The organism is Bradyrhizobium sp. BR13661 (assembly GCF_029892425.1).
In the GTDB taxonomy this organism is placed as follows: Bacteria; Pseudomonadota; Alphaproteobacteria; order Rhizobiales; family Xanthobacteraceae; genus Bradyrhizobium.
In genome coordinates this window covers 1-24206 of the sequence record NZ_JARXWB010000033.1, presented here as the reverse complement: position 1 = coordinate 24206, position 24206 = coordinate 1, and the positions used below count along the sequence as shown (strand labels likewise).

Here is a 24206-nt window from a genome sequence, read left to right as displayed (position 1 = left end):
CCTTGAAGGGAGAGATGTCATGGCTGAGATCAATGCATCCGTCGAGGGCATGCGTGCTTCACTGACCGAAGCGCTCGAACGCGTGCGCAAAGCCAACAATGAGTATTTCGAGCTGCTGGAAAAAGGCCTGAACTCGTCGCCGTTACCGATCGCCAACCAGGCAAAGGAATTTTGCAGCTTCATGCGGCGCAATGTCACCGCAACCTTCGATCTCGGCGACAGACTGATCCAGGCCAAAGACGTGCAGGATGCGCTCAAACTTCAGGCCGATTTCTTCCAGGAGCAAATGCGGGCATTGACCGATCAGACCCGAACCATGGGCGAATCCGCGATGAAGGCGGCGGGCAGCATGTTCAGCCCAAAGAGTTGAACTGCCGGCGTTGTTCGTCCAGAGTTCCGTCAGGTGCCATTGAGGTCTGGTCGGTCCTTATGTTGCTGCAGTTGACGGTCGGTGCGCTGGTCAGCGCGATCAATATCGGGATCCACGCATTGGTGACCGTCGTCGCTGTCGCAATTGCTCGCCGCGCTGGTATTCGCGAGACCGTGCGGCCGAGGCTGCACTTGATGGGTGTGATGGTCGCGACCGCAGCGGTGCTGGAGCTGGCGCACGGGCTTGAAGTCCTCGTGTGGGCCTTGACGTACGACTTCGTCCGCGCCGCGACGGTTCCCGACAGCGAATTGCTCTATTTCGCCTTTGTCAACTACACGACGCTCGGCTATGGCGATATCACACCCCAGCAGGCGTGGCGGCTCATCGGCCCGCTGACCGCTATGAACGGTGTGCTGTTGTTCGGCTGGTCGGCGGCCGTGCTGTTCGAGGTTCTGCGCAAGACACTCGACCATCTCGCCGATATCAAGGCGCCCGGATTCACATGGTCGTAGTCCGAACAGCAGAGTGCGCGCGGTATGCGTGAAATGGCGACATCGGGGCTCTTCGCCGATTTTCTGTTCGGCTTCGGCGCGCTGTTCGCCATCATCAATCCCTATGGTCTTGCCTTCATCTTCCTGGACAAGACGAGAGGCTTGTCTGAGGAGGAGCGTGCGGGCCTGGCGCTGCGGGTCGCCGGCTATGCCTTCGTGGTCCTGCTGGTGTCGCAGTTTCTCGGTAGCCAGATCCTCAACTTCTTCGGCGTGACCATCCCGGCGCTGCGGATCGCGGGAGGCCTTGTCGTTGCCGCAACCGGCTGGTCCATGCTGCACGCCCCGTCGGGGCCCGCCGAACCTCACGAAGCATCATCGTCCGACCTCGCGACGATGAAGCGAATGGCATTCTTTCCACTCACGATTCCGCTGACGACCGGCCCCGGCACGATCGCAACCGCCATCGCAATCGGGATCAGTCGAACAGACAGCCTTGATGCCATGTTTGCATCGTCGATCGTCTCGCTTCTGGTCGCGATCGCGGTGACTGCGGCGATCTACCACGCCTACCGGAAATCGAGCGCGATGGCGCGGATGTTCGGCGAGGAAGGAACCAGCGTAGTGACAAAGCTATCGGCATTCCTGCTGCTCTGCATCGGCGTGCAGATCATCATCACAGGCGGATCGGAGGTCGCGCGGTCTGTCCTGGACAGCGCCTCGCGCACTGTCCAGTAGTCGTCCGGTGGGGTCAGGATTGAAGATCGAGGCTCGCCAGTCGGTCCCGATCCTGCAGCACGATCTGGCGCTGGGTGTTGCCGATGAAGCCGAGAATGCCGAGCTCATGCAACCGCGACAAGGCACGGGAGACGGTCTCCAATGTGAGACCGAGATAATCGGCAATGTCGCGCCGGGACATCGGCAATGCGATGACGCCAGCCGCAGTCAACCGCTTGTCCATCTCGAGCAGAAATGCCGCGACCCGTTCCAGCGACGTCTTGCGGCCGAGCAGCAGCATGTGGTCTTCCGCATGCTGCAGATTGGTCGTGGTCATGCTGAGCAGATTCCTGGCAACCATGGCGTCGCTCTCGGCCACGATTTCCACGCTTTGCCGTTTGACCAGGCGCACGTTGGTGTCGACGATCGCTTCCGCCGTGAAGCGGTGCTCGGTGCCGTTTTCCAGGCCGAAGATGTCGCCGCCGAGATGAAAGGCGCCGATCTGCCTGCGCCCGTCCGACAGAAGCTTATAGCTTCGCACGGCGCCGGACTTGACTTGATAGACATACTCGGCGGGCTCTTTCTCGCCGTAGATCTCGGAGCCCTTCTTGTAGGAAAATTCGCTTAAACTGACGAGCGCATTTGAATCGCTGGTCATTCCGAGGTCACGAAGGGAATTGGGGCGCTGCGCGGAATCCGTAGTGATGCGAACGAACATGGCCAACTCCTCAGGCTCAATCGCCGAATTGGTCTGTCAGGCTGAACTTTATGGGGGAATGTGCCGCGCTATCCCACTCCCGCCGAGGTTGATTTACGGCCAGGGCGGTCTTTCAATCCATTGTCCTAAGGTGCATAGTACCAAGGAACGAGAGCGGCGTTTGTTGCGCAGAATGAGAAATCGTTTGGCTTTGCGTGGAACGTATCCGTTCTGGAGGTCCACGCGACGATTGTCGGAGCGTTTGTCAAGACGCTCAGAACGCAGAGGGCTTCATTCCGTCTCGGTGGATTCCCGCGCGAGGAGAGGGTGCGTGGTCTGGTTCATGTGGTCGATGACGACGCTTCATTCCGGACGGCGATCGAACGCCGTCTGAAGCTGGCTGGCTACGACGTCGCGACCTATGCGTCCGCAGAGGATTTGCTGGACGCCGATCCCGACGACGCGCAGCTGGGATGCATTCTTCTCGACGTGCGTATCCCGGGGTTGAGTGGGCCCGACCTGCAAGGCCGCCTGATTGCGCAGGGTTCGACGCTGCCGATCATCTTTTTGACCGGGCATGCCGACACGCAGACAACCGTGCGGGCGATCAAGGCCGGCGCGGAGGATTTCTTGACCAAGCCGGTCTCGTCGGAGCAGTTGCTCGATGCGATCGAGCGCGCGCTGACGCGGCAGAATGTCGCGCGCGCGCAGCGAGGCAGGCTCGAAACGTTCCGTACTCGTCTCGCAACGCTGACCCATCGCGAGCGACAGGTGTTCGATCTGATCGTGCGCGGCAAGATCAACAAGCAGGTCGCGCACGAGCTTGGAACCACCGAGCGCACCGTGAAGGCGCACCGGCACCAGGTGATGGAAAAGATGCAGGTCCATTCGCTGGCCGAGCTGGTGTCGATCGCGGAGCGACTTGGAATGCTCGACAAGGACGGCGATTAGTTGACGGGGCGCCGGCCCCCGCGGTTCGCGAAGCATGTCACGGGCGCGGGCCGCTCATTCGTCGACATATTGCTCCAGCATCTTGGCTGGCGCGCCCTTGTGGGCGGCCGCGAACTGGGCCAGCGGCACTGATGTCGTGAGGGCCAGCAGGTTGGAATCGACAGTCTCGAGGACCAGCGTCTTTCCGGACTCCATCTGCTTGATCATCCCGGGCTGCGCGACGTCGGCTGCGATGCAGGCATTGCTCAGGCACCAGGTATACGGCACGCGGACCGGGGTGCCCTGATCGACGGTCAGCTTGGCCGGCTGTTGCAGATACACGCCGACGGGCACGAAGAGTTGCACGCGCGCCGTCGGAGCGCCTTCGCGCTCGATCAGATCGATGCGCACGGCCATCTGGCCGGTTGGGAATTTACCCGTGATCGTCGTCCGGCACAGCGTCGGCGTGCCGCCTGCCTTGAAGCATAGCTTCTGCCAATCGCCATAGGTGATATCCTTGGCCTCGCGTTGACCACGCGTTGGGACCTCGGCCGGTTTGTCAGCTTGGGCCGCCAACCCCGGGCGTACCGCGGCCGCGGCGATGATGATGGGAAGGGCTACCAGATTGTGACGGGCGCAGGGCATGATCGCGCCTCCCGAGTTGGTTTCTATTTTTGCGCATCGAGGAACTTTGCGACCAGCGGCGACCAGATAGGGACCGCGTCCGGTGAGCCTATGAAAAAATGACCTTCGTTTCCAAATGGCGGCAGCAAGTGATACTCGGCCTTGCCGCCGGCGGCCGTGAACGCGTCACGCATCCGCTTGGACAGCTCGGGACCGAAGAAGGTGTCGTTCTCGATGTAGATCCAAAGCATCGGCACGCGGGAGGTGCGGCCGAAATCTGCGGTCGCCTCGACCAACTTGTTGGGTGCGCAATTGTTGTTGGGCTTGCCGCCGACACGACCGCCACGGCCGGCGGCGAAAGTGATGATCGCCTTCACGGGCGGCGGGTTCAAGCTCGACAGGGCGATGGACGCCCAGCCGCCAGCGGACTGGCCGACCACGATCACGTCCTTCGGAATGGTGCGCTTTTCGGCAGCCAGATAGTCGATGATCCAGAGATCGACTTGCGCGATGGCAAGCCCAGCGTCGTGGAAGTTGGGGTTGATGCACTTGCCGATCTTGGAGAAGAACGGGCCGTAGATGGCTCGTTCGGGAATGTCGATGGCGGCGGCGCCATAACCGCTACCGACCGGCGCCACCACCAAATAGCCGCGCTTGGCGAACCATTTCGCGGCGTCGCGGAATTCGACCAGCGGAAAGAAACTGCGATCGACCGGATTGAGCGACACGCCGTGGTTCATGATCACCAGCGGGAAGGGACCGTCACCAACCGGACGGACCAGATAGGCGAACATCGGCAGCGGCAGCGGCAGGGCCCAGATCTCCTCCTGGATGCGGACGTCGTCCTCCGCACGCGCAGGCATGGCGAATGTCGCAATCAGCAGCATGGTTGCTGCAAGGCGCCGGAGGATTGCAGCCGCAAGTCCGTACATCGTGGTTTCCCTCAGCCGGTGTAGGTGAGAGCTACAATAATCGGCCCGAGCACGGTCAGGATGACATTCCCGACCGCATAGGGAACGGCGACGCCCAGCACCGGGGTCTGGCTTTCGGCGACGTCGCACGCACCGGTCACCGCGGCATCGACTGTCATGGCGCCGGCGAGCGCCCCGCATGTCACGACTGGATTCATGCGCAGCACGTAGCGCGCAAACAGCGTCGCGACGACGAGCGGCACGATCGTGATGACGAGACCCATGCCGACCAGCAGCACGCCGTGAGCCTGGATCGCCGCCCAGGCCGCCGCACCGTTGCCAAGCCCGATCGCGGCGATGAAGCCGCCGAGGCCGAGATCACTCAGCGTCTGTTGTGCCTGCGGCGGCAATGCGCCCACGGTCGGTCGCCGTGCGCGGATCCAGCCGCAGACGAGGCCGGCGATCAGCGCGCCGCCCCCGCCGCCGAGCGTCAGCGGGATGCCACCGACCTTGAAGCTGAGGAGCCCGGCGAGCAGGCCGGCCGCGATGCCTGCAGCAAGGAAGGCGATATCGGTCCGGTCGCCAGAACGCAAGATTTGGCCGACACTCTTTGCCGCCCGCTCGACGTTGCGGGTACTGCCGACCAGGGTCATGACATCGCCGACATAAACCCGCGTTTCCGCACTCAAGGGGACTTCGCGGCCCGTGCGCGTCAGGGCGCGCAGGAATACACCCCGTGCATCGTCGCCGACCCGTGCGGCCACTTCCGTGATTGATCGGCCATGAAGGTGACGGTTGTCGACCAGCACCTCGATCACGTTGCCCGGCATCGCCTTCAAGATCTCGTCGGAGTCGATCTCATTGCCGATGATCGGTCTGGCTGCCACGATGACGGCGGTGCGGCCGGCAATGACGATGTCGTCGTTGGCTTCAAGCACGGTGTCGATATGCGGTTCGATGTCCGTGCCTCCGCGGACGATACGCTCGATGACCGTACGGCTTCCGATCTCCTCCTCGATCGATTTGACAGTGCGACCGGCGCCGGCGGTTACGCGATAGGCGCGGGCCTGGAATTTGCGATAGTGGAGATTTTCGGTTTTTGGCGGATCGCCGCCGGCGAGCTCGGCCTCGAGCTTCTTCGCTTCGGCCTTCAGGTTCACCCCCATCAGCTTCGGGGCAACGAAGGGGACGTATAGCAGCGTCAGGATATAGCCGAGCACGTAAGTCACGGCGTATCCGGCCGCGATGTTGGCCTCCTGCTGCTTCAGTACGTCCGCTGGCAGTCCGAGCTGCGCCAGCGCGCCGGATGCCGTGCCGATCACCGAGGACTGTGTCAACGCGCCAGCGGCGATGCCTGAAGCTGTGCCGGGATCGAGCTTGAAGCTATGGGCGAAAATCAGGACGATGATGAGACCGGTGCCGCCGAGCACCAGCGCCATGACGACTTGCGCCAGCGTGCGGAAGCTCAGAGAGGCAAAGAATTCCGGTCCCGAACGATAGCCGATCGTGAACACGAACAGGCTGAACAGGATCACCCGCAACAGCGATGGAAACGCGAACGTCCCGAGCTGTCCGATCAGAACCGCAACGATCAGGATGCAGGCGGTCGTGCCGATGGAAAAGCCTCGGATTTTTTGCCGGCCGAGGATGGTGCCGATCGCAATCGCCAGCAGCAGGAAAATTTCGGGAGCGGTGGTGATGATCCACCTGATGGTAGCCATGGTCGCAATCCCCCGGCGCTTTGCGTTGATTTGAGTTCCGGCCGGAAAAGATTTCTTGATCCAGATCAAGCATTGCCGGCGTCAACGCACCGCCAATGAGGTCATGCATTATCTGCCACAGTCTTCATTGCCGACATGAGTACAATGGAAGTTGCCGCGAGCGCGATCCGCCGCGATGAAACCATCGAAATCGTTCTGCTGCTGGCTTTCGCCGGCGGCTATATCGACGCCTATACCTGGATCAATCACGGGGTGCTGGCGAACGCGCAGACCGCCAATGTGATCTTCCTCTGGGTGAATGCGATGGCCGGAGACTGGGCGAAGGCAATTCATTTCGTGCCGCCGATCCTGGCCTTCACCGTCGGCATCGTGATTGCCGCCTGGCTGCGCCGCATCTCTGGCGAACGAGCCGGCGCGCTCAGCATCCTCGTCGAGATCATTTTCCTGACTGTGATCGGTATCCTGCACAACAGGCTGCCGGATATCGCCGGGACGCTCGGTATTTCCATGGTTGCGGCAATACAGGCGGCGGTCTTCATCAAGGTGGAGGGTACCGTGTGCAGCACGGTGATGATTACCGGTAACATGCGTCAGATGGTCGAGAACGTCTTCGCGGTTATCTACGGAGGCGCACCCATCGGGACCTTGCGCAAGTCGGCCATCTTCTTCGCGCTGTGTGCGGTGTTTGGCTGCGGCGCGGCAGCCGGTGCCTTCGCCACCCAAGCCATTCCCAACCTTGCGCTGGGGATTCCAGTGAGTGTTCTCCTGATTGTCTTGTTGCGCTGCGAAGCGACACCCCGTGAGGTCGTGACGTGAGTACACCGCCCGAAGCGAACTGGATGCGCTTCTTTCCGCCGGCCGACTGGCTCGCGGCCTATCGTCGCGAATGGCTGCCATCCGACGCCGTCGCCGGCGTCACGCTCGCCGCTTACGCCATCCCGGTCTCACTTGCCTATGCCGCGCTCGCCGGCCTGCAGCCGCAGATCGGTGTCTATGGCTATATGCTCGGCGGCATCGGCTATGCGTTGCTCGGGGCATCGCGGCAGCTCGCGATCGGGCCGACTTCGGCGATCTCGCTGATGATCGCCGCAACCGTCGGCGCGCTCGCCGGTGGCGACGCCGTGAAGTACGCGCAAATTGCAAGCCTCGCGGCGTTCGGCGTGGCCGTGTTGTGCTTCGCCGCCTGGCTGTTCAAGCTCAGCGTGCTCGTCCGCCTCGTCAGCGATAGTATTCTGGTCGGCTTCAAGGCCGGGGCGGGGCTGACGATTATCATGAGCCAGTTGCCGAGCCTGTTCGGCGTCGCCGGTGGCGGCCACAATTTCTTCGATCGCGCTTTCAGGCTGGTCGGGCAGCTCGGTCATCTCGATCCGCTCGTGCTGGCGATCGGCGCGGTCGCGATCGTGTTGCTGTTGCTTGGCGAACGGCTGCTGCCGGGCAAACCGGTCGGCATCACCATCGTGGCGCTGGCGATTGCCGTGGCGACCGTGTTCAACCTTCCGGGCTTCGGTGTGCCCGTCACCGGAAAGATCCCGGAAGGGCTGCCGGCGCTGGGCATGCCGACCTTCGGCCTGCTCGAGTTCGACGATTTGTTTCCGCTTGCCGCCGGCTGCGTGCTGCTGGCCTACATTGAAGGCGTTTCGGCAGCGCGGAGCTTTGCCGCCAAGCACGGCTATCCGCTCGATGTCCGCCAGGAATTTTTGGGGCTGGGCGCTGCGAACCTCGCGGCTGCTTTCGGCCACGGCTATCCGGTCGCCGGCGGGCTATCGCAGTCGGCCGTCAACGACAGTGCCGGTGCACGAACACCTCTGGCTCTGGTCATCTGTTCGGTGACGCTGGGGCTGTGCCTGCTGTTCTTCACCGGGCTGCTCACCAATCTGCCCAAGGCGGTGCTCGCGGCCATCGTCTTCGCTGCCGTTTACAAGCTGGTCGATATTCGTGCGTTGTTGCGAATGTGGCAGGTCAGCCGGATCGATTTTTACGCGGCGTCGATTGCCCTGATCTCGGTGCTGCTGCTTGGCATCCTGCAAGGCGTGCTGCTGGCGTCGATCGCCTCGATCTTCCTGCTGCTGGCGCGGGCGTCGCGGCCGAATGTCGCGTTCCTCGGCCGCTTGCCCGGTAGCGGCCGCTATTCGGACAGCGCGCGGCACGCGGATGTCGAGCCGTTGGTTGGAATCATCGCATTCCGCCCCGAGGCATCGCTGCTCTACATCAACGCGGAGACGATTTTGGAAACCGTCCTGACCGCGCTCAAGAACGCGCCGGGAATCCGTCTGGTTGCCTGCGACCTTTCGGCGTCGCCCTATATCGATCTGGCGGGCGCGCGCATGCTGCACGATCTCCATGACGAGCTCGCGTCACGTCGGGTGACCCTCTGCATCGTCGGCGCACACGCACAACTGCGTGACCTCCTGCGCGCCGAAGGGCTGGGCGAGAAGACTGACAGCGGCCAGTGGCTGCGCTCGCTCGATAGCGTTCTCGGCGACAAGGGCGATCAGAAACAGCGTCCGGCCTGACGCGGCGTGTTGCGTTGCGAATAACACCGCTTTCGCTTCCCTGGAATGCACGCGACCGTTGACTTGGATCAATGGAGAGACCCGCGCCGAAAGCACGATCCCGCATCACCTTTCGCCCCAAAGGATCGGGAGAGACACATGTCCAAGGACACCAAGGCCGCGCAGAAGCGCATCGATCAGTTCTTTTCCGGCCCCGGGGCGCGGGCGGACGACTGGCGTGACCTGGTCGAGACCGCAAAGGTTTGGGCGCGCGGCGGCGATCGTGCAGCCTACGACGCGGCGTTGGCCAGCCTGTCGGTGACAGAGGAATTTCACGGTTATCCCGGCCTGCAATTGATGGCGGCCCTGCGCGAGGCAGCCTCGTCAGGCGATGCGTCCGCGTCGCTGTCGCTTGCGAGCAGGATCACGCAGGCGTTGGCCACGCGATCGTTCCGCCAGCACGCCGGCGACTGGAGTGCGAGGGACGACGGCAATGGCGATGCGCCCGAACTTGTGTCGCCCACGTTCGGGGCGCACGCGGCTCGTCGGCCCTACTTCGAGACCTTGATTGTCACCGGCGTGTCATCCAGCCAATGGCCGACGCTCGCGGCCGAATGGCGCAAGCTGCGCCGTCCGGAAGATGGATTCATCTATGAGCCCGTCATCGTCGGCAGTCTCGAAGATGCCTTCTGCGCGACCATGCTCAATCCCAACCTCGGGGCTGTGATCATCAACGAAGGCTTTGGCCTCCGCTCGCGGCACGATGCGCCGGTGCTCCGCTCGCTGGCGGCCGCGGCCAGCCTCAAGGACGAATCCGATGCCTCCGCGCTGCGCCTCGCCCAGATCATCAAGCGCGTCAGGCCCGAGCTCGACCTCTACATGATCTCGAACCGCGACGTCGAAGAACTCGCCGGCAATCCCGAGGCCAATGTCGTTCGACGCATTTTCTATTCGGTGGAAGAGCTTCTGGAGCTGCATCTGTCGATCCTCGAGGGTATCCAGGATCGCTACGACACGCCGTTCTTCGACAATCTCAAGAAATACGCGCAACGTCCGATCGGCACGTTCCACGCGCTGCCGATCGCCCGCGGCAAGTCGATCTTCAAGTCCGACTGGATCCGCGACATGGGCGAGTTCTACGGCCCGAACCTGTTCCTGGCCGAAAGCAGCGCCACCACCGGCGGTCTCGACAGCATGCTGGAGCCGACCGGCAACATCAAGAAGGCGCAGGAGAAGGCGGCGAGGGCGCTCGGCGCTGACCGCGTATTCTTCGTCACCAACGGCACGTCGACTTCGAACAAGATGGCGGTGCAGGCGCTGCTGGCACCGGGCGACATCGCGATCGTCGATCGCAACTGCCACAAGTCGCATCATTACGGCATGGTGCTCGCAGGCGCGCAGCCACTCTATGTCGAAGCCTTCCCGATGACGGAATATTCGATGTACGGCGCGGTGCCGCTGAAGACCATCAAGCAGGCGCTGCTCAACGCCAGGGCCGAAGGCCGGCTCGACCGCGTCAAGCTGCTGGACCTGACCAACTGCACCTTCGACGGCCACATCTACAACACCCGCCGGGTGATGGAGGAATGTCTCGCCATCAAGCCGGACCTGATCTTCCTGTGGGACGAGGCCTGGTTCGGCTTTGCGCGCTTCTCGCCGTTCCTGCGCCGTCGCACGGGCCTCGGCGCAGCCAACGAGATCGAGGCCTGGATGCAGGATCCGAAGTCGGTCGAGACTTACGAGAAGCAACAGGCGCAGCTTGGCAAGAACCCGACTGACGAGGTGTTGCTCAGCACGAGGTTGATTCCCGATCCCAGGCAGATTCGTCTCCGCGTCTACCAGACCAACTCGACGCACAAGTCGATGTCGGCGATCCGGCAGGGCTCGATGCTGTCGGTCAAGGACGTCGAATTCCACACGGTCGAGCAGCAGTTCAAGGAAGCCGTGTTCACGCACGCCTCCACCAGTCCGAACCAGCAGCTCATTGCCAGCCTCGATATCTCGCGGCGGCAGATGGAGCTGGAGGGCTATGGTCTCGTCGCCAATGCGATCGAGATCGCGTTCGCGATCCGTCAGGCGGTGAACAACAATCCGCTGCTCTCCAAATATTTCCGCGTCCTTGGCGCCGACGCCATGGTGCCCGCGCAATATCGCCAGAGCGGCTTCACCGACTATCTGTCGGCCGGCGTAAACTGGGCGAATACGCTGAAGAGCCTGGACGAAGACGAGTTCTGCCTCGATCCGACCCGCATGACACTGGTGTGCGGCACGGCCGGCTTTGACGGCACCCAGTTCAAGGGCATTCTGGCCAACGAGTACAACATCCAGGTCAACAAGACGTCGCGTAACTCGGTCCTGGTCCAGTCCAACATCAACAACACCCGCAGCGACGTCGCGCATCTCATCCGCGTGCTCGCCGAGATCGCGGGAGAGGTCGATCGCGGGCTGGCGCAAGGCGGCGAAAATGCGCGCAAGACGTTCGAGGCACGCGTCAAGAGCCTGATGAAGGACGTGCCTGATCTGCCGAACTTCTCGCACTTCCACCCGAGCTTCCGCGGCGATTCCGGCGCCAAGACCAACGAGGGCGATATCCGCGGCGGTTTCTATGCCGCTTATGACGTCGCAGGATGCGAGCACCTCCGCCTCAACGATCCCGAAATCGATCGTCGGCTGAAGGCAGGCCCCGAGCTGGTCTCGGCGAATTTCGTGATCCCCTATCCGCCGGGCTTCCCGATCATGGTGCCCGGCCAGGTCATCACGCAGGAAACCATCGACTTCATGCGCAAGCTCGATGTGAAGGAGATCCATGGCTACGACGCCAAGGAGGGGCTGAAGCTGGTGCGCACCGAGGCCCTGGCCAAGATTGGCCGTCCGAAGCCCGGCGCATCGCCGAAGCTCAAGGCTGCGTCATAAGTTTTGGAGGGACCACCATGCAGGGGTTTTTCACGTTCCTGCAGCAGAATCCGTATCTGCTGCTGTTCTTCGTCGTAGGCCTCGCCGTCTATATCGGCCGGGCCAGCATCAAGGGTTATGGCCTCGGCATGGTTGCCGGCGCCATCGTGGTCGGCGCGGGCGTTTCGGTCTGGGCGTCGAGCTACGGGGTTAAACTCGAGCTCAACAATTTCGCCAAGAGCCTGTTCTACTATCTCTTCATGTACGGCGTGGGTCTGCGCGTCGGTCCCTCCTTCATCAACAGTCTGAAGGGCGACGGCGTCAAATTCCTCGTCCTGGCCGTCGTGTCCAGCGTCATTGGCCTCGCGCTCGTCGTCTTTGGCGCGAAAATCTTCGATCTGCCGGTGGGTGCTGCCGGCGGTATGCTCGCGGGCTCGCAGACCATGTCTGCGGCGATCGGTTCAGCCGAGCAGGCGATCACCTCTGGTGTCGTCAAGCTGCCTGAAGGAATGAAGCCCGAGCAGGCCTCCGGCATGATCGCGCTGTCCTACGGCATCACCTACATCTGGGGCACCGTCGGCATCATTCTGATCTGCAAATATCTGCCGCGCTGGTGGGGCGTCGACGCCAAGGCCGCCGCGAAGCAGTATGAGCAGGAATACGGCGTCAAGGATCTCGAGGGCGGCGGCCTGACAGGCTATCGCCAGTTCGGCCTGCGTGCCTATCGGCTGGAGAATCCAGCAACCGCCGGGCTCAGCATCGCCAAGTTTCGGACGATGCATCCGGAATACCGGATCGTCAACGTCGGACGCAACGGCGAGCCGCAGGGCGCCGATCCGGACTTCGTGCTGCAAAAGGGCGACGTCGTTGCGCTGGGCGGCTCGACGGAGAGTCTTACCGACAAGATGGGCCTGATCGGCCCGGAGGTCGCGGACGCCAAGACACTCGGCATTCCCATGGATCAGGCGGACATCCTCATCACCAACAAGGAGATGGTCGGGCGTACGTTCGAATCTTTCCGCGATACCGCAATCGCCGGCCAGTTGCAGGTGACCAAGGTCGAGCGCGGCGGCGTGCAGATTCCGGCAGGTCTCAAGACCAAGCTGGAACGGATGGACATCGTCTCGGTGGTCGGCCTCAAGGGCGCGGTCAACGAGCTCGGCGAGATGTGGGGCCGCATCGCGCGGACCAACACATCGACCGACCTGCTGACGCTGGCGGTCGGCATGATCCTCGGCTTCCTGATCGGCATGGTCGACTTCCCGGCCTTCGGTGCCAGGGTGGGCCTTGGCAACGCCGGTGGTCTGCTGTTGTCAGGCGTGATCGTGTCCTCGATCGTGTCGCGGCTGCGGTTCTTCGGCAACACGCCGAACGCGGCCCGTAACGTGCTCGAGGATCTCGGCCTCGTCGTGTTCGTCGCCATCGTCGGCGTCAATGCGGGCGCGGGCCTGCTGTCGCAGCTCACGGGTGCGCTTGCCCTGAAGATCTTCATCGTGGGCTTCATTGCCTGCACGATTCCGCCGTTCATCGTCTGGGCGATCGGCTTCCACGTCTTCAAGATCAACCCGGCGGTGCTGATGGGTGGCGTCGCCGGCGCACGGTCGCATTCCGGCCCGTGCCGTGAGGCGGCGGTCGAGATCCAGAGTTCCGTGCCCTGGATCGGATTCCCGGTCGGCTATGCCGTCTCGGGCATCCTGCTCACGATCTTCGGCTACTTCGCAATGCTGCTGGCGCAGTAAACAGAGGGGAAGAACGCTATGAGAAAATTGACTGTCGGAGCTGCCCTGGTCGCTTCGCTTGCGATCGTTGCCGGTGTCAGCACGCCTTCGCGTGCCGACACCGGACAGGTCGCCGTCGTCTTTACCAAGGGCGGCTTCATCGTCGGCGTCGGCGGCGGGGAGGGTGTGCTGGTCTACCGGGGGCACAAATATCCGTTCACGGTATCAGGAATGAGCGTCGGCTTCACGATCGGCGCCTCGACGACCAAATTCGTTGGTCATGCCTACAATATGAAGGGACCGGCCTCGATCGAGGGATCCTACGCCGCTGGTGGAGCCGGCGGTGCGGTTGCTGCCGGCGCCGGCGCCGTGCAGCTCCAGAACGGCAATGGTGTGATCCTTCAGCTCACCGGACCGAAGGTCGGTGCGGAAGTGTCGGCTGCGGTCGGCGGAGTGACGATCAAGCTGAAATAGGCCGGGATGAGGCTGACAACGGGCTGCATCACTGCAGCCCGTTTTCATATGAGGATCGTGCGCGTCAATATCGCTCTTCGACGAAGTTCCGTCCGCGCAGGCTGGCTTGGTCGTTGTAGCGTCCCTTGTGCGACCGCGGCGGCAGCTTGACCTTCTCGCGCTTGATCTTCTTGTAGGGAATCCTTTGCAGGATATGCGAGATGACGTTGAGGCGTGCGCGCCGCTTGTCGTCGGAGCGGATCAGTCGCCACGGCGCATGTTTGGTGTCGGTTGCCTCGAACATCATGTCGCGCGCGCGGGAGTAGTCGTACCAGCGGCCGAATGACTCCGTATCCATCGGACTCAGCTTCCACTGCCGCAGCGGATCCTCGATCCGCGCCTTGAAGCGAAGCTCCTGCTCCTCCATCCCGACCTCGAGCCAAAGCTTGATCAGCATGATGCCGGCGTCGACGGCGAATTTCTCGACCAGAGGGCACAATTCGAGAAAGCGCTTGTGCTCGTCGCGCGAGCAGAAGCCCATGACATATTCGACGCCGGCGCGATTATACCAGCTGCGGTCGAAGATCACGATCTCGCCGGATGCCGGGAACTGCTCGATATAGCGCTGCATGAACAGCTGGGATTTTTGCCGGTCGGAGGGGGCGGGCAGGGCGCACACACGGAACACGCGCGGGCTGACCTTTTCGGTCAAGGCCTTGATGGTCCCGCCCTTGCCGGCGGCGTCACGGCCCTCGAAGATGATGATGACCTTCAGCTTCTGGGCCTTGACCCATTCCTGGAGGTGACACAGCTCGACCTGGAGCTTTTCGAGCTCCTTTTCGTAGGCCTTGCGCTTCATTTTCTCCGAGGGCGGGTCCTTGGCCATGCCTGTCCTTTCGCTGTTGTGCTGTCACCCGGTCCGAATTTCACTCGTCCCAGGAGATGGTCACACCGATGTCGCCGGGCATGCCACCGGGGAAATCGATGATCTGGTAGGCGATGCGATAACCTCGCGGCTGAAGGTAGTCCGCCCAAAGCTGGAAGATCTCCTTGGGGATGCCTGTCAGCGTGGTCTCCCAGCCCTTTTCCATCTGGTTGATGGCGCGTCCCTTGTCGGTGCAGAGCGAGTTGGGAAAGCGATAGACCATCACTTCGGTCAGGCCGTTTCGCACGGCACGCTGGATCACGCTCGCCGCGAGCTTGATCTTCTCCTCCTCGCTCTTGCCGGAGGGCTTGCCCAGGCGCTCGATCAGCGCGCGCTTCTCGGCCTCCGCGGCCGCGGCGAGACGGACATACTCTTCCGCCTTCTCGGCCTCCTTGAGGGCTGCCTCTTTTCGGATCTGCGTGGCACTGGGGATGAGTTCGTCAAGCCCGGACATGGCTGCGGCTCCTCTGATGATTCAAACAGCATTCATAAAACGCTAGGTCCGGCGAGGAACATTCCCTTGATTCAAATCAAGCAAATGGGGAAGCTGCCTGAACACAGTGTCGCCAGTGCACGTTTTGCCGGGAGAGACATTTGAACGATCAGCTCAATCCGATGGCCCCGCACCATCTGCCGTTCTATCTCGCGCCCGGAAGCGGGACCGACACGCTGATGGTGGTGATGGGGATCTTCCTGATCGGCACCCTGCTGTGGGTCGGCACGCTCTATTGGAAGCTGCACAGCCTACCGGAGCGGATGGCTCACAAGTCGCAGAAACTGCAATTCGAGTTCGTGGCCGTGCTCGGCCTGATCTCGCTGTTCACGCACATGCACATCTTCTGGATCGCAGGCCTCCTGCTTGCGCTGGTCGACATCCCCGATTTCGGAACGCCGCTGCGCAGCATCGCCGATTCCGTCGAGAAGATCGCGGACGCGACACCGGGACAGGAGGGCGAGCCGGTAGAGGCCGGTCCTGAGCCTGCACCGGCGGGCATGCAGGAGCCCGCCAAGAAGGAGCCCAGCCATGTTTGAGCTGATGTTCTGCTCGCTCCTCACGATCGTGCCCGATTACCTCTATCGCCGCTATGCCCAGGGCAAGCGCTTCGGCAAGGAGATCACGTTCTACTCGGTCTGGTACGAGCTGCGCTGGGGCATCACCGGCTGCCTCATGCTGACGATCTCGCTGATCACCATGATCTTCTATTTCCATCCGGCGACGGACGCGGCGACTCTGTATTTCCGTACGGTACCCATCGCGCCCGTGGGCGTGGCCGGCCGTGTGGCCGAGGTGAACGTGGGTTTCAGCGCGGCGGTGAAGAAGGGTGACGTGCTGTTCCGGCTCGACAGTGCAAAGCAGGAGGCCGCGGTCGAAACCGCCAAGCGCAAGATCGCCGAAATCGACGCCGCTTTGCAGACCGCGCAGGCTGATATCGTCAAGGCCGAGGCCCAGATCGGCGAGGCCAAAGCGAACTATCAACAGGCGAAGGACGAACTCGACGTCAAGAGCGAGCTTCAGCGCCGCAATCCCGGCATCGTCGCACAGCGTGACATCGACAAGCTCCTGGTCCTGGTGGATCAGCGCCAATCCGGCATCGATGCGGCGACCGCCGCAAGACAGGCGGCGGCGCTACAGGTTTCGACCTCGCTTCCGGCGCAGAAGGCCAGCGCCGAGGCCGCGTTGGCGGAGGCGCAGGTGCTTCTGGACCAGACGATCATCCGCGCCGGCGTTGACGGCCGGGTGGAACAATTCCTGCTCCGCACTGGTGACGTGGTCAATCAACTGCTTCGGCCTGCGGGCGTGCTCATCCCGGATGGCGCCGGCAGAAAGTCTCTGCAGGCGGGTTTCGGCCAGATCGAGGCTGGGGTGTTGAAAGTAGGCATGGTCGCGGAGGCCGCCTGCATCTCGAAGCCGTGGGTGATCATTCCCATGGTTGTCACGACCGTGCAGGACTATATCGCGGCCGGACAGTTCCAGGGTGGCCAGCAACTGGTCGAGGCCGACAACGCGCCCAAACCCGGCACGATCCTGGTGTTCCTCGAACCCCTCTACAAGAATGGGCTCGACGGCGTGACGCCGGGCAGCAGCTGCATCGTCAACGCCTATACCAGCAACCACGAGGAGATTGCTGCGGCGACGACCGGCACCGGGCGGGCGATTGCGCTCCATGTGGTCGATGGCGTCGGTCTCGTACATGCGCTGCTGCTGCGCATCCAGGCCTTGCTGATGCCCATCAAGACGCTGGTGTTGAGCGGTCATTGAACTCAACGGCGCATGGGCAACCGATGCGAACAACTGTCCAAGAGTCTTCGAGCGCAAGGGCAGCCAGATTGGTTTCACCGATCCGCTATCAACGCTGTCAGCCCAACCAGGGGCAATAGTGCCGGTCTGCGGGCTGTCGGTGCCACGCAATTCCCGCTAGAATTGCCAATGGAGAGCGGCCGTTTGAAGTCGCCGGGGAGGTGGATGAGCGGGCGCGTGACCATTGCGTCGGTCAGGCCGTGGCTGAACGCAGCCGCGCTCCTTTGCTTTTCCATCGTGCTGGCCACGTTCGTCCTGTTCGGCCAGGCTCGCGCCGCCGAGCCGGGCGCGGTGGCGCGCACCGAGGCCAAGCGCGTGCTCATCCTGTATTCCTTCGGTCGGGAATTCCGCCCGTGGAGCGAATATGCGCGCAGCATCAAGGCCGAGCTCGAGCGGCAGTCGCCCTGGCCGCTCGACATCCAACAGCACACGCTGCTGACGGCGCGCTTCAATAATCCCGGTCCAGAAGCGCCTTTCGTCGAATATCTCGCCTCGCTCTATCAGGGCTCGCTGCCCGACCTGGTCATCAGCATCGGCGCTCCGGCGGCGCGCTTCGTGCAGCGATACCGAAGCAAGCTCTTTCCAGATGCCCCGACGGTCATGACCGTCGTCGAGGAGCGGCTGGTGAACCGTCATGATCTCACCGACAACGACGTCGTCGTCTCGGTTCGCAACGATTTCCTGGCGGCCTTTCAAAACATTCTCCGGCTGATGCCGGATACCAAGACGGTCGCCATGGTGATCGGCGCCTCGCCGCTGGAGAAATTCTGGATCGACGAGGTGGCTCGTGAACTCAAACCGCTCGGCGACCGCCTCGCGATGATCTGGTACTCGGACCTGTCGTTCGATGAGATCCTGAATCGCGCGGCGAAGCTTCCGCCGCACACCGTGCTGTTCTGGGGCATGATGTCGGTCGATGCGGCGGGGATCGTTCATGAGGGCGACATCGCGCTGCGCAGCCTGCACGCGGTCGCGAACGCGCCGATTTTTTCCTACCAGGAGGCGTTCTTCGGCGGCAGCTCTGTCGGCGGCCCGATGCATTCGACGGCGGAGACGACCCGGAAGACCATCGATGCCGCCATCCGCATCTTCCGCGGGGAGAAACCGTCCAGCATCCAATACCAGCCGATTGGATTCGCGGCGCCGAAATATGACTGGCGGGAACTGCAGCGCTGGCGCATCAGCGAGAGCCGGTTGCCACCGGGCAGCGAGGTTCTGTTTCGCGAGCCGAGCATCTGGCAAAGCTACCGCTGGCAGATGCTGCTGATTGCCGCGATCATCCTCGTGCAGGCGGGTCTGATCAGTGGACTGCTGCAGGAGCGTCGCCGCCGCCGGCTCGCCGAGGTCGAGTCCCGTCAGCGCCTCGCCGAGCTCGCCCACGTCAATCGCTATTCGGCCGTCGGCGAAATGACGACGTCGATTGCCCATGAGCTGAACCAGCCGCTCGGCTCCATTCTGACCAACACCGAGACCGCCGAGCTGATGCTCAAGGGCGCGTCACCTGACATCGAGGAGCTCCAGCATATCCTTGCCGACATCAGGCGCGACGATCTCCGCGCGAGCGAGGTGATCCGCCGCTTGCGCAGCGTCCTGAAGAAGACGCCGTTCGAGACCACGGACATCGAACTCAACGATACGGTGCGGGAGGCGATCGGTCTGGTTGCGGCCGTTGCCGAGGGACGCGGGATCGCGCTGGTCTACACGCCCGTGCTGGTCGATCTCCACGTCAAGGGCGATCCGGTCCAGCTTCAACAGGTGGTTCTCAACCTGATCATGAACGCAATGGACGCGATCTCGGATGCGAACACTGCAAAACGCGAGATCAGCGTCTGGACCGTGCGGGCCGGCCGCGAGGCAGAGGTCAACGTCGTCGATACCGGTCCGGGATTGGCGGCTTCTGATCTCGCCAACCTGTTCGATCCCTTCTTCACGACCAAGCAGCAGGGCATGGGCATGGGGCTTGCGATCGCGAAAACCATCGTCGAGGCCCATCAGGGCACGATCAGCGCGACCAACCAGCCGGCGGGTGGGGCACGGTTCACCATCCGGCTGCCGCTGTTGCGCTGGTGAGCTGGTTGCGTCGGCCCTCGCATCGCAATAGCGGGGCGGTGCGATTTCGTTGATCTCGATCAACAAACGCTTGTTCCCCGGCCCGATGGTCGCGGCCGGAAAGCTTTGTGGAGGTCGTGATGTTTCGCTGCGGCAAGATCCTGATGGCGCTCGCGCTCGTGGTGGCGGTCCCCGCCGCTGCAATGGCTCAGGCCACGACGCCGGCGGCTCCGGGCACGCAGGCGCAGCCGGCCGCGCCTCCTGCGCCGGCCGCCGAACTCCTGAAGCCCGAGCAGCTCGAGGCGCTGGTCGCGCCGATCGCGCTCTATCCGGACGAGCTCCTGGCCAACGTGCTCGCAGCTTCAACCTATCCGCTCGAAGTGGTGCAGGCCGACCGCTGGCTGAAGGACAACAAGAGCTTGAAGGGCGACGCGCTGAGGACGCAGGTCGACAAGCAGAGCTGGGACGATAGCGTCAAGGCGCTCGCCAGCACGGCCGATGTTCTCGCCATGATGAGCGACAAGCTCGAATGGACCCAGAAGCTCGGCGATGCGTTCCTCGCGCAGCAGCCCGACGTGATGGATGCAATCCAGCGCCTGCGCAACAAGGCCTATGACAACAAGAAGCTGGTCACCACCAAGCAGCAGAAGGTCAGCGTGCAGTCCCAGGAAGGCAAGCAGGTCGTCGTCATTCAGCAGGCTGATCCTGAGACGATGTACGTGCCGTATTACGATCCGGCGACGGTCTACGGCACCTGGCCCTATGCGGAATATCCGCCGTATTATTGGGGCTATCCGTCCTATATCGGCGCGGGCGTGGTCGCGGCCGGCATCGCGTTCGGCACCGCCTGGGCGATCGGGCGCTGGGGCAATTACTGGGGCGGTGGCTGCAACTGGGGTAACCGCAACGTCTACGTCAATCATCGCACCACCAACATCAATGGCGGCTGGCAGCACAATCCGGCGCATCGCGGCGGGGTGCGCTACAACAACACCAACGTTCAGAACCGCTTCGGCAACAACAATGTCAGGGCCGGCGCATCGGATCGGATGGACTTCCGCGGTCGTGACGGCAACCAGGTGCTGCGTCCCAGTCAGGGCGGCCCGGGAGACCGTGCAGGAGATCGTACAGGCGATCGTGCAGGCGATCGTGGCGGCCCCGGTGATCGCGCCGGTGCAGGTAATCGTGGCGATCGTCCGAGCGCGGGGACGAGTGATCGGCCCGGTGGCGGTGATCGCGCTGGCGCCGGTGATCGTGCCAAGGGAGGCAACAAGGGCGGTGGCGACCGCGCCAAGGCTGCCAACCGCGCCGGCGGCGGCGCTGCCGCCAACCGTGGCGGTGGCGACAATCGCGGCGGCGCGATGAACGTCTCCTCCGGCCGGTCGGCGGCCGCAGCCTCGGCGCGCGGACGGGAGAGCATGGGAAGCATGCCGCGTGGCGGCGGCGGCGGAGCGGCGATGGCCGGTCGTGGCGGCGGTGGTGGCATGGCCGCGCGTGGCGGAGGCGGCGGAGGAGGTCGCGGCGGCGGCGGCGGCGGTGGCCGGCGCTCCGATATCGCGTTGAAGCACGATATCGTCTTGCTCGGCCATCTCTCCAACGGCCTCGGCTATTATCGCTTCAGCTACATCGGCAGCGAGAGGGCCTATGTCGGCGTGATGGCGCAGGAGGTCGCGCAGGTGATGCCTGACGCGGTGACCCGCGGCAGCGACGGGTACTTGCGCGTCTACTACGAGAAGCTTGGGCTGACATTCCGCACCTACCGCGACTGGCTCGCCGGCGGCGCGAAGATCCCTGCGGAGGTGATGCCATGATCTGCATGAAATCGTTCCATCGCGCGATCCTGCCTGGCATCGTCGCGCTCGCGCTGTTCGCTTCGCCGTCGCGCGCGCAGGAATCCTACAAGTCGCCGGAGGATGCCGCCGCTGCGCTCGCCGCGGCGGTCAAGGCTGGTCCGAAAGACGTCCTGAAGGTGCTCGGGCGGGCCGCCGAAGACATCGTCTCCTCGGGCGACGAGGTCGCCGACAAGGACATCCGGGCGCGCTTCTCGTCCATGTACGACGCCAAGCACGGCATCAAGGTCGAGGGCAACAAGACCGCGACCTTGATGCTGGGGCCGGACGACTTCCCGTTCCCGATCCCGATGGTCAACACCAGGACCGGCTGGGAGTTCGACACCGACGAAGGGCGGATCGAGGTGCTTCGTCGCCGCATCGGCCGCAATGAGCTCGATGCGATCCAGACGGCGCTGGCTTATGTCGACGCGCAGAACGAATATGCCGACAAGGATCGCGGCGAGGGCGTCGGCGTCTATGCCCAGCGCTTTGTCTCCTCGCCCGGCAAGAAGGACGGCCTGTTCTGGCGTGACGACAGCGACCCGAGCCCGCTCGGCGCGCTGGCGGCCCGGGCCTCGAAGGAAGGCTATGAGGCGGCCGATGTCGGGCCGACACCCTATCACGGCTATTACTTCCACATCCTCAAGGGGCAGGGTCGGGATGCGCCTGGCGGTACGCTCAACTATGTCGTCAAGGGCAAGATGATCGGCGGCTTCGCGCTGATCGCCTGGCCCGCCGAATACGGCAATTCCGGCGTGATGACCTTCCTGGTCAATCATGCCGGCACCGTCTACCAGAAGGATCTCGGCAAGCGGACGGAGTTCATCGCCGAGCGCACCACGCTGTTCGATCCTGACGAGACCTGGAAGAAGGTCGATGCCGCGAAACCCTGACCGGCGCGCGCGCATCTCCCGCCTGATCGCGATGCTCCTGCTGGCGGTGGGGCTCGCCGCGTCAGCGACACCGTCCTTCGCGCAGGCCGCTGGCCAGGTCCGGGTCAGGATCGTCAAGGCCGGCTTGCTGGTCGGCGGAGGTGCCGGTCGCGGCCTGCTGACCTATCGCGGCAAGACCTATCCGTTCAGGATCACCGGCCTCAGCTTCGGCATCACCGCCGGCGCCACGGTCGGCCGGCTCGACGGCTGGGCCTCTGACATCAATGAGGTGGGCGACTTCGCCGGCACCTACAGCTCCGTCGGCGGCGGCTTTGCGCTGGTCGGCGGCGTCAACGGCGTCCAGCTCCGCAACGAGAAGGGCGTCACCATCACGCTGCGAGGCCCCAAGGCGGGCCTGGAGCTGGCCGCCAATCTCAGCACGATCGTGATCGCGCTGAAGTGACGCGGTTCCGTAGTTGGCCGGGGTTCCAGGCGGCCGCGCCGCTAACGTGGAATTAATCCAGAACACCGACAATTTTAGGCAGTTGTGTAAGTGAGTGCTGCGTAAGGGAGGCGTCGTGACGACGTTCCGGCGACGGCCTCCTTTTGCTCGCTCATGAGGTCAATGCGCATGACCACGACATCCGAAACGCTGGGCTTTGCCGAGCACCTCGACGCCGCAGCCCTTGCAGCCGCAGCCTCCGACACTCCGGCCGAACCTGAAGCTCTGGAAACACCAGCACCACTCAAGCGCTCCAGCGGGAAATCGGTTCTCGCGTTTGCCGTGTGTGCCCTGGCGATCAATGGCGCCGCGGCCATCTACACCTCGCCGTATGATCTTCCCTCGCCAGACCTCAGCAGCTTGAGCAACTTGGCCGCGCTGTTTCCGCGCCAGGAAGAGCCCGCGCCGAAACCGGATCCGGTTGTTGCTGCCTTGAAAGAGATCCAGTCGGCCCAGCAGCAGCAGCAGGCCGCGCTGCAGGAGATCAATTCCTCCTTGCAGCAGAACACGGCTATGCGTCAGCAGGATTCGACGACGCTCCTGTCGCTCCGACAGAGCATCACGGAAGAACGGGGCGACGTGAAGAAGATCTCGCCGCAGCTCTCGACGCTGATCGCGAAGATCGACTCGCTGCAAAATGCAATGTCGTCGGAATTCACCTCGTCGATCCCGAGACTGAGCGCGCGCGATCGGCTGTTGATGCGCAAGCGGATGTCCCGGCAGCCGAAGTCGAACGCGCCGGTTTCGATTGGACCCGTGTCGGTTGGCGGTGCGCCGCTGACGGCGCCGGCTACGGTTGCGGGGCCGGAGAGCTAAAGGGCACCGGCGAGTTGTTTGGGGCGCATGCGATTGTGAGATGATTCGCCACCGCCAGCCGTTTGGTTCACGGACCGCAGAGCCGCTGGCCAGCCCTGGCGCCGTACCGCAGTCGAACCAATGAGAAAAGACGAGAATATCTTTCGTAGGGGTGTCGGTCTTGCTGCTTATTTAACGATCGCTTGGTTTGGTGGCGCGCGAAAGTTGAGAGCACGAAAATGCGCCCACTCATTCGAAGCTTCCTTTCGAAACCGCCATAGATTGCTGTGGCACACAAAGGGCAAATCGCCACCGTCGGGGATTTCTGATGATTACGCCGCAAGAAGAGAGGGTGTTGAAAACCCATTTGGTCGAGATGTTCGGCCACATTAGCAGCATGCGGCGGGAATTCGCCGCTCTTCAAGGCAACAGCAAAGGCAGTTTCGCCACGATGACAGACACTCTCGACGCGATTGTCGAGAATACGGAGACAGCCGGGAACGCGATCCTCGAAAACATGGAGGCGATCGTCGCCAGCGTCGCGAAGTTGCAGGGCGTCGATGCGCCGACAGTCGCAGCGGTATGCGGCGAGATCGTCGATAGCACGAACAACGTGTTCGAGGCCTGCGCGTTTCAGGACCTCACAGGGCAGCGGATCACGCGAGTCGTCAAGTCGCTGCAGTTCATGGAGGACCACATCAACAGGCTGGTCCGGATGTGGGGAAAGGAGGAGCTGGCGCGGATGGCCGCCGAGCTTGCTGTTCCAGATGCACCGAACTTGATGGAGGGCCCGAAGCGGCCGGGCGTGGCGATTTCCCAGGACGACATCGACAAGCTGTTCGCGTGAGCTGCAGCATCCTTCGAGTTACGGCGCTGTAACCCCGGCTATTCGCCTGGCAGACTTCGATCAAATCACCTT

23 protein-coding genes are annotated in these 24206 nt (G+C 63.1%); 17 read left to right on the top strand and 6 right to left on the bottom strand.

Annotation, left to right across the window (positions count from 1 at the left end):
* Window positions 1-19: 19 nt before the first annotated feature.
* Genes M2427_RS35075 through M2427_RS35065 form a run of 3 tightly spaced genes read left to right on the top strand, consistent with a single transcriptional unit; the run spans window position 20 to window position 1596 of the window.
* Window positions 20-370: a phasin gene (locus M2427_RS35075; protein ID WP_280711380.1), complete on the top strand. Its 351-nt coding sequence runs from the start codon at window positions 20-22 to the stop codon at window positions 368-370.
* Between the two features lie 59 nt (window positions 371-429).
* A complete protein-coding gene (locus M2427_RS35070) occupies window positions 430-882 on the top strand; it encodes a potassium channel family protein (RefSeq protein WP_280711379.1) in 453 nt (150 codons plus the stop codon).
* 33 nt (window positions 883-915) lie between these two features.
* A complete protein-coding gene (locus M2427_RS35065; protein WP_280711378.1) occupies window positions 916-1596 on the top strand; it encodes a MarC family protein in 681 nt (226 codons plus the stop codon).
* A 13-nt stretch (window positions 1597-1609) separates the two neighbouring features.
* On the opposite strand, the gene M2427_RS35060 is transcribed toward M2427_RS35065, so the two are convergent.
* Window positions 1610-2293 (bottom strand): helix-turn-helix domain-containing protein, encoded by a 684-nt coding sequence (locus M2427_RS35060; RefSeq protein ID WP_280711377.1) that lies wholly within the window; start codon window positions 2291-2293, stop codon window positions 1610-1612.
* A gap of 306 nt (window positions 2294-2599) precedes the next feature.
* On the opposite strand from M2427_RS35060, the gene M2427_RS35055 reads away from it, so the two are divergent.
* Window positions 2600-3223 (top strand): response regulator, encoded by a 624-nt coding sequence (locus M2427_RS35055; protein WP_280711376.1) that lies wholly within the window; start codon window positions 2600-2602, stop codon window positions 3221-3223.
* A 54-nt stretch (window positions 3224-3277) separates the two neighbouring features.
* On the opposite strand, the gene M2427_RS35050 is transcribed toward M2427_RS35055, so the two are convergent.
* From M2427_RS35050 to M2427_RS35040, 3 genes are read right to left on the bottom strand one after another with little or no spacing between them, the layout of a single operon-like run.
* The gene (locus M2427_RS35050; RefSeq protein ID WP_280711375.1) at window positions 3278-3847 is read right to left on the bottom strand and encodes an invasion associated locus B family protein; all 570 of its coding nucleotides are present in this window, start codon (window positions 3845-3847) and stop codon (window positions 3278-3280) included.
* 23 nt (window positions 3848-3870) lie between these two features.
* Window positions 3871-4758, bottom strand: a complete 888-nt coding sequence (locus M2427_RS35045) for a dienelactone hydrolase family protein (RefSeq protein ID WP_280711374.1) — start codon at window positions 4756-4758, stop codon at window positions 3871-3873.
* An 11-nt stretch (window positions 4759-4769) separates the two neighbouring features.
* Entirely contained in the window at window positions 4770-6458 is a 1689-nt protein-coding gene (locus tag M2427_RS35040; protein WP_280711373.1) for a TrkA C-terminal domain-containing protein, read from the bottom strand.
* A gap of 135 nt (window positions 6459-6593) precedes the next feature.
* On the opposite strand from M2427_RS35040, the gene M2427_RS35035 reads away from it, so the two are divergent.
* The 5 genes from M2427_RS35035 to M2427_RS35015 all read left to right on the top strand — a co-directional run bounded on the left by M2427_RS35035 (window position 6594) and on the right by M2427_RS35015 (window position 14034).
* The gene (locus tag M2427_RS35035; protein WP_280711372.1) at window positions 6594-7274 is read left to right on the top strand and encodes a YoaK family protein; all 681 of its coding nucleotides are present in this window, start codon (window positions 6594-6596) and stop codon (window positions 7272-7274) included.
* Window positions 7271-8971 (top strand): SulP family inorganic anion transporter, encoded by a 1701-nt coding sequence (locus M2427_RS35030; protein WP_280711371.1) that lies wholly within the window; start codon window positions 7271-7273, stop codon window positions 8969-8971. Before M2427_RS35035 ends, M2427_RS35030 begins: the two co-directional genes overlap by 4 nt.
* A gap of 138 nt (window positions 8972-9109) precedes the next feature.
* Window positions 9110-11863, top strand: a complete 2754-nt coding sequence (locus tag M2427_RS35025) for a decarboxylase (RefSeq protein WP_280711370.1) — start codon at window positions 9110-9112, stop codon at window positions 11861-11863.
* Between the two features lie 17 nt (window positions 11864-11880).
* Window positions 11881-13581, top strand: a complete 1701-nt coding sequence (locus M2427_RS35020; protein WP_280711369.1) for a transporter — start codon at window positions 11881-11883, stop codon at window positions 13579-13581.
* Window positions 13582-13599: 18 nt separating this feature from the next.
* Window positions 13600-14034: a hypothetical protein gene (locus tag M2427_RS35015; RefSeq protein WP_280711368.1), complete on the top strand. Its 435-nt coding sequence runs from the start codon at window positions 13600-13602 to the stop codon at window positions 14032-14034.
* 64 nt (window positions 14035-14098) lie between these two features.
* Here M2427_RS35015 and ppk2 read toward each other — a convergent pair whose 3' ends face one another.
* A complete protein-coding gene (ppk2, locus tag M2427_RS35010; protein WP_280711367.1) occupies window positions 14099-14899 on the bottom strand; it encodes a polyphosphate kinase 2 in 801 nt (266 codons plus the stop codon).
* Window positions 14900-14939: 40 nt separating this feature from the next.
* Entirely contained in the window at window positions 14940-15392 is a 453-nt protein-coding gene (locus M2427_RS35005; RefSeq protein WP_280711366.1) for a hypothetical protein, read from the bottom strand.
* A 161-nt stretch (window positions 15393-15553) separates the two neighbouring features.
* On the opposite strand from M2427_RS35005, the gene M2427_RS35000 reads away from it, so the two are divergent.
* From M2427_RS35000 to M2427_RS34965, 8 genes are all read left to right on the top strand, one after another.
* Entirely contained in the window at window positions 15554-15970 is a 417-nt protein-coding gene (locus M2427_RS35000; protein WP_280711440.1) for a hypothetical protein, read from the top strand.
* Window positions 15963-17198, top strand: coding sequence for a biotin/lipoyl-binding protein (locus M2427_RS34995; RefSeq protein ID WP_280711365.1), 1236 nt, complete (start codon window positions 15963-15965; stop codon window positions 17196-17198). The genes M2427_RS35000 and M2427_RS34995 overlap by 8 nt, the downstream gene beginning before the upstream one ends.
* A 204-nt stretch (window positions 17199-17402) precedes the next feature.
* Complete coding sequence (locus M2427_RS34990) at window positions 17403-19307, top strand: HAMP domain-containing sensor histidine kinase (protein WP_280711364.1); 1905 nt, start codon at window positions 17403-17405, stop codon at window positions 19305-19307.
* Window positions 19308-19426: 119 nt separating this feature from the next.
* On the top strand, window positions 19427-21097 hold the full coding sequence (locus M2427_RS34985) for a DUF3300 domain-containing protein (RefSeq protein WP_280711363.1): 1671 nt from the start codon (window positions 19427-19429) through the stop codon (window positions 21095-21097).
* Window positions 21094-22011 (top strand): DUF2950 domain-containing protein, encoded by a 918-nt coding sequence (locus M2427_RS34980; protein ID WP_280711362.1) that lies wholly within the window; start codon window positions 21094-21096, stop codon window positions 22009-22011. Before M2427_RS34985 ends, M2427_RS34980 begins: the two co-directional genes overlap by 4 nt.
* A complete protein-coding gene (locus M2427_RS34975; protein WP_280711361.1) occupies window positions 21995-22453 on the top strand; it encodes a hypothetical protein in 459 nt (152 codons plus the stop codon). The genes M2427_RS34980 and M2427_RS34975 overlap by 17 nt, the downstream gene beginning before the upstream one ends.
* Before the next feature lie 168 nt (window positions 22454-22621).
* Entirely contained in the window at window positions 22622-23308 is a 687-nt protein-coding gene (locus M2427_RS34970; protein ID WP_348521962.1) for a hypothetical protein, read from the top strand.
* A 307-nt stretch (window positions 23309-23615) separates the two neighbouring features.
* Window positions 23616-24134, top strand: coding sequence for a protein phosphatase CheZ (locus M2427_RS34965; RefSeq protein ID WP_280711359.1), 519 nt, complete (start codon window positions 23616-23618; stop codon window positions 24132-24134).
* Window positions 24135-24206 lie beyond the last annotated feature (72 nt).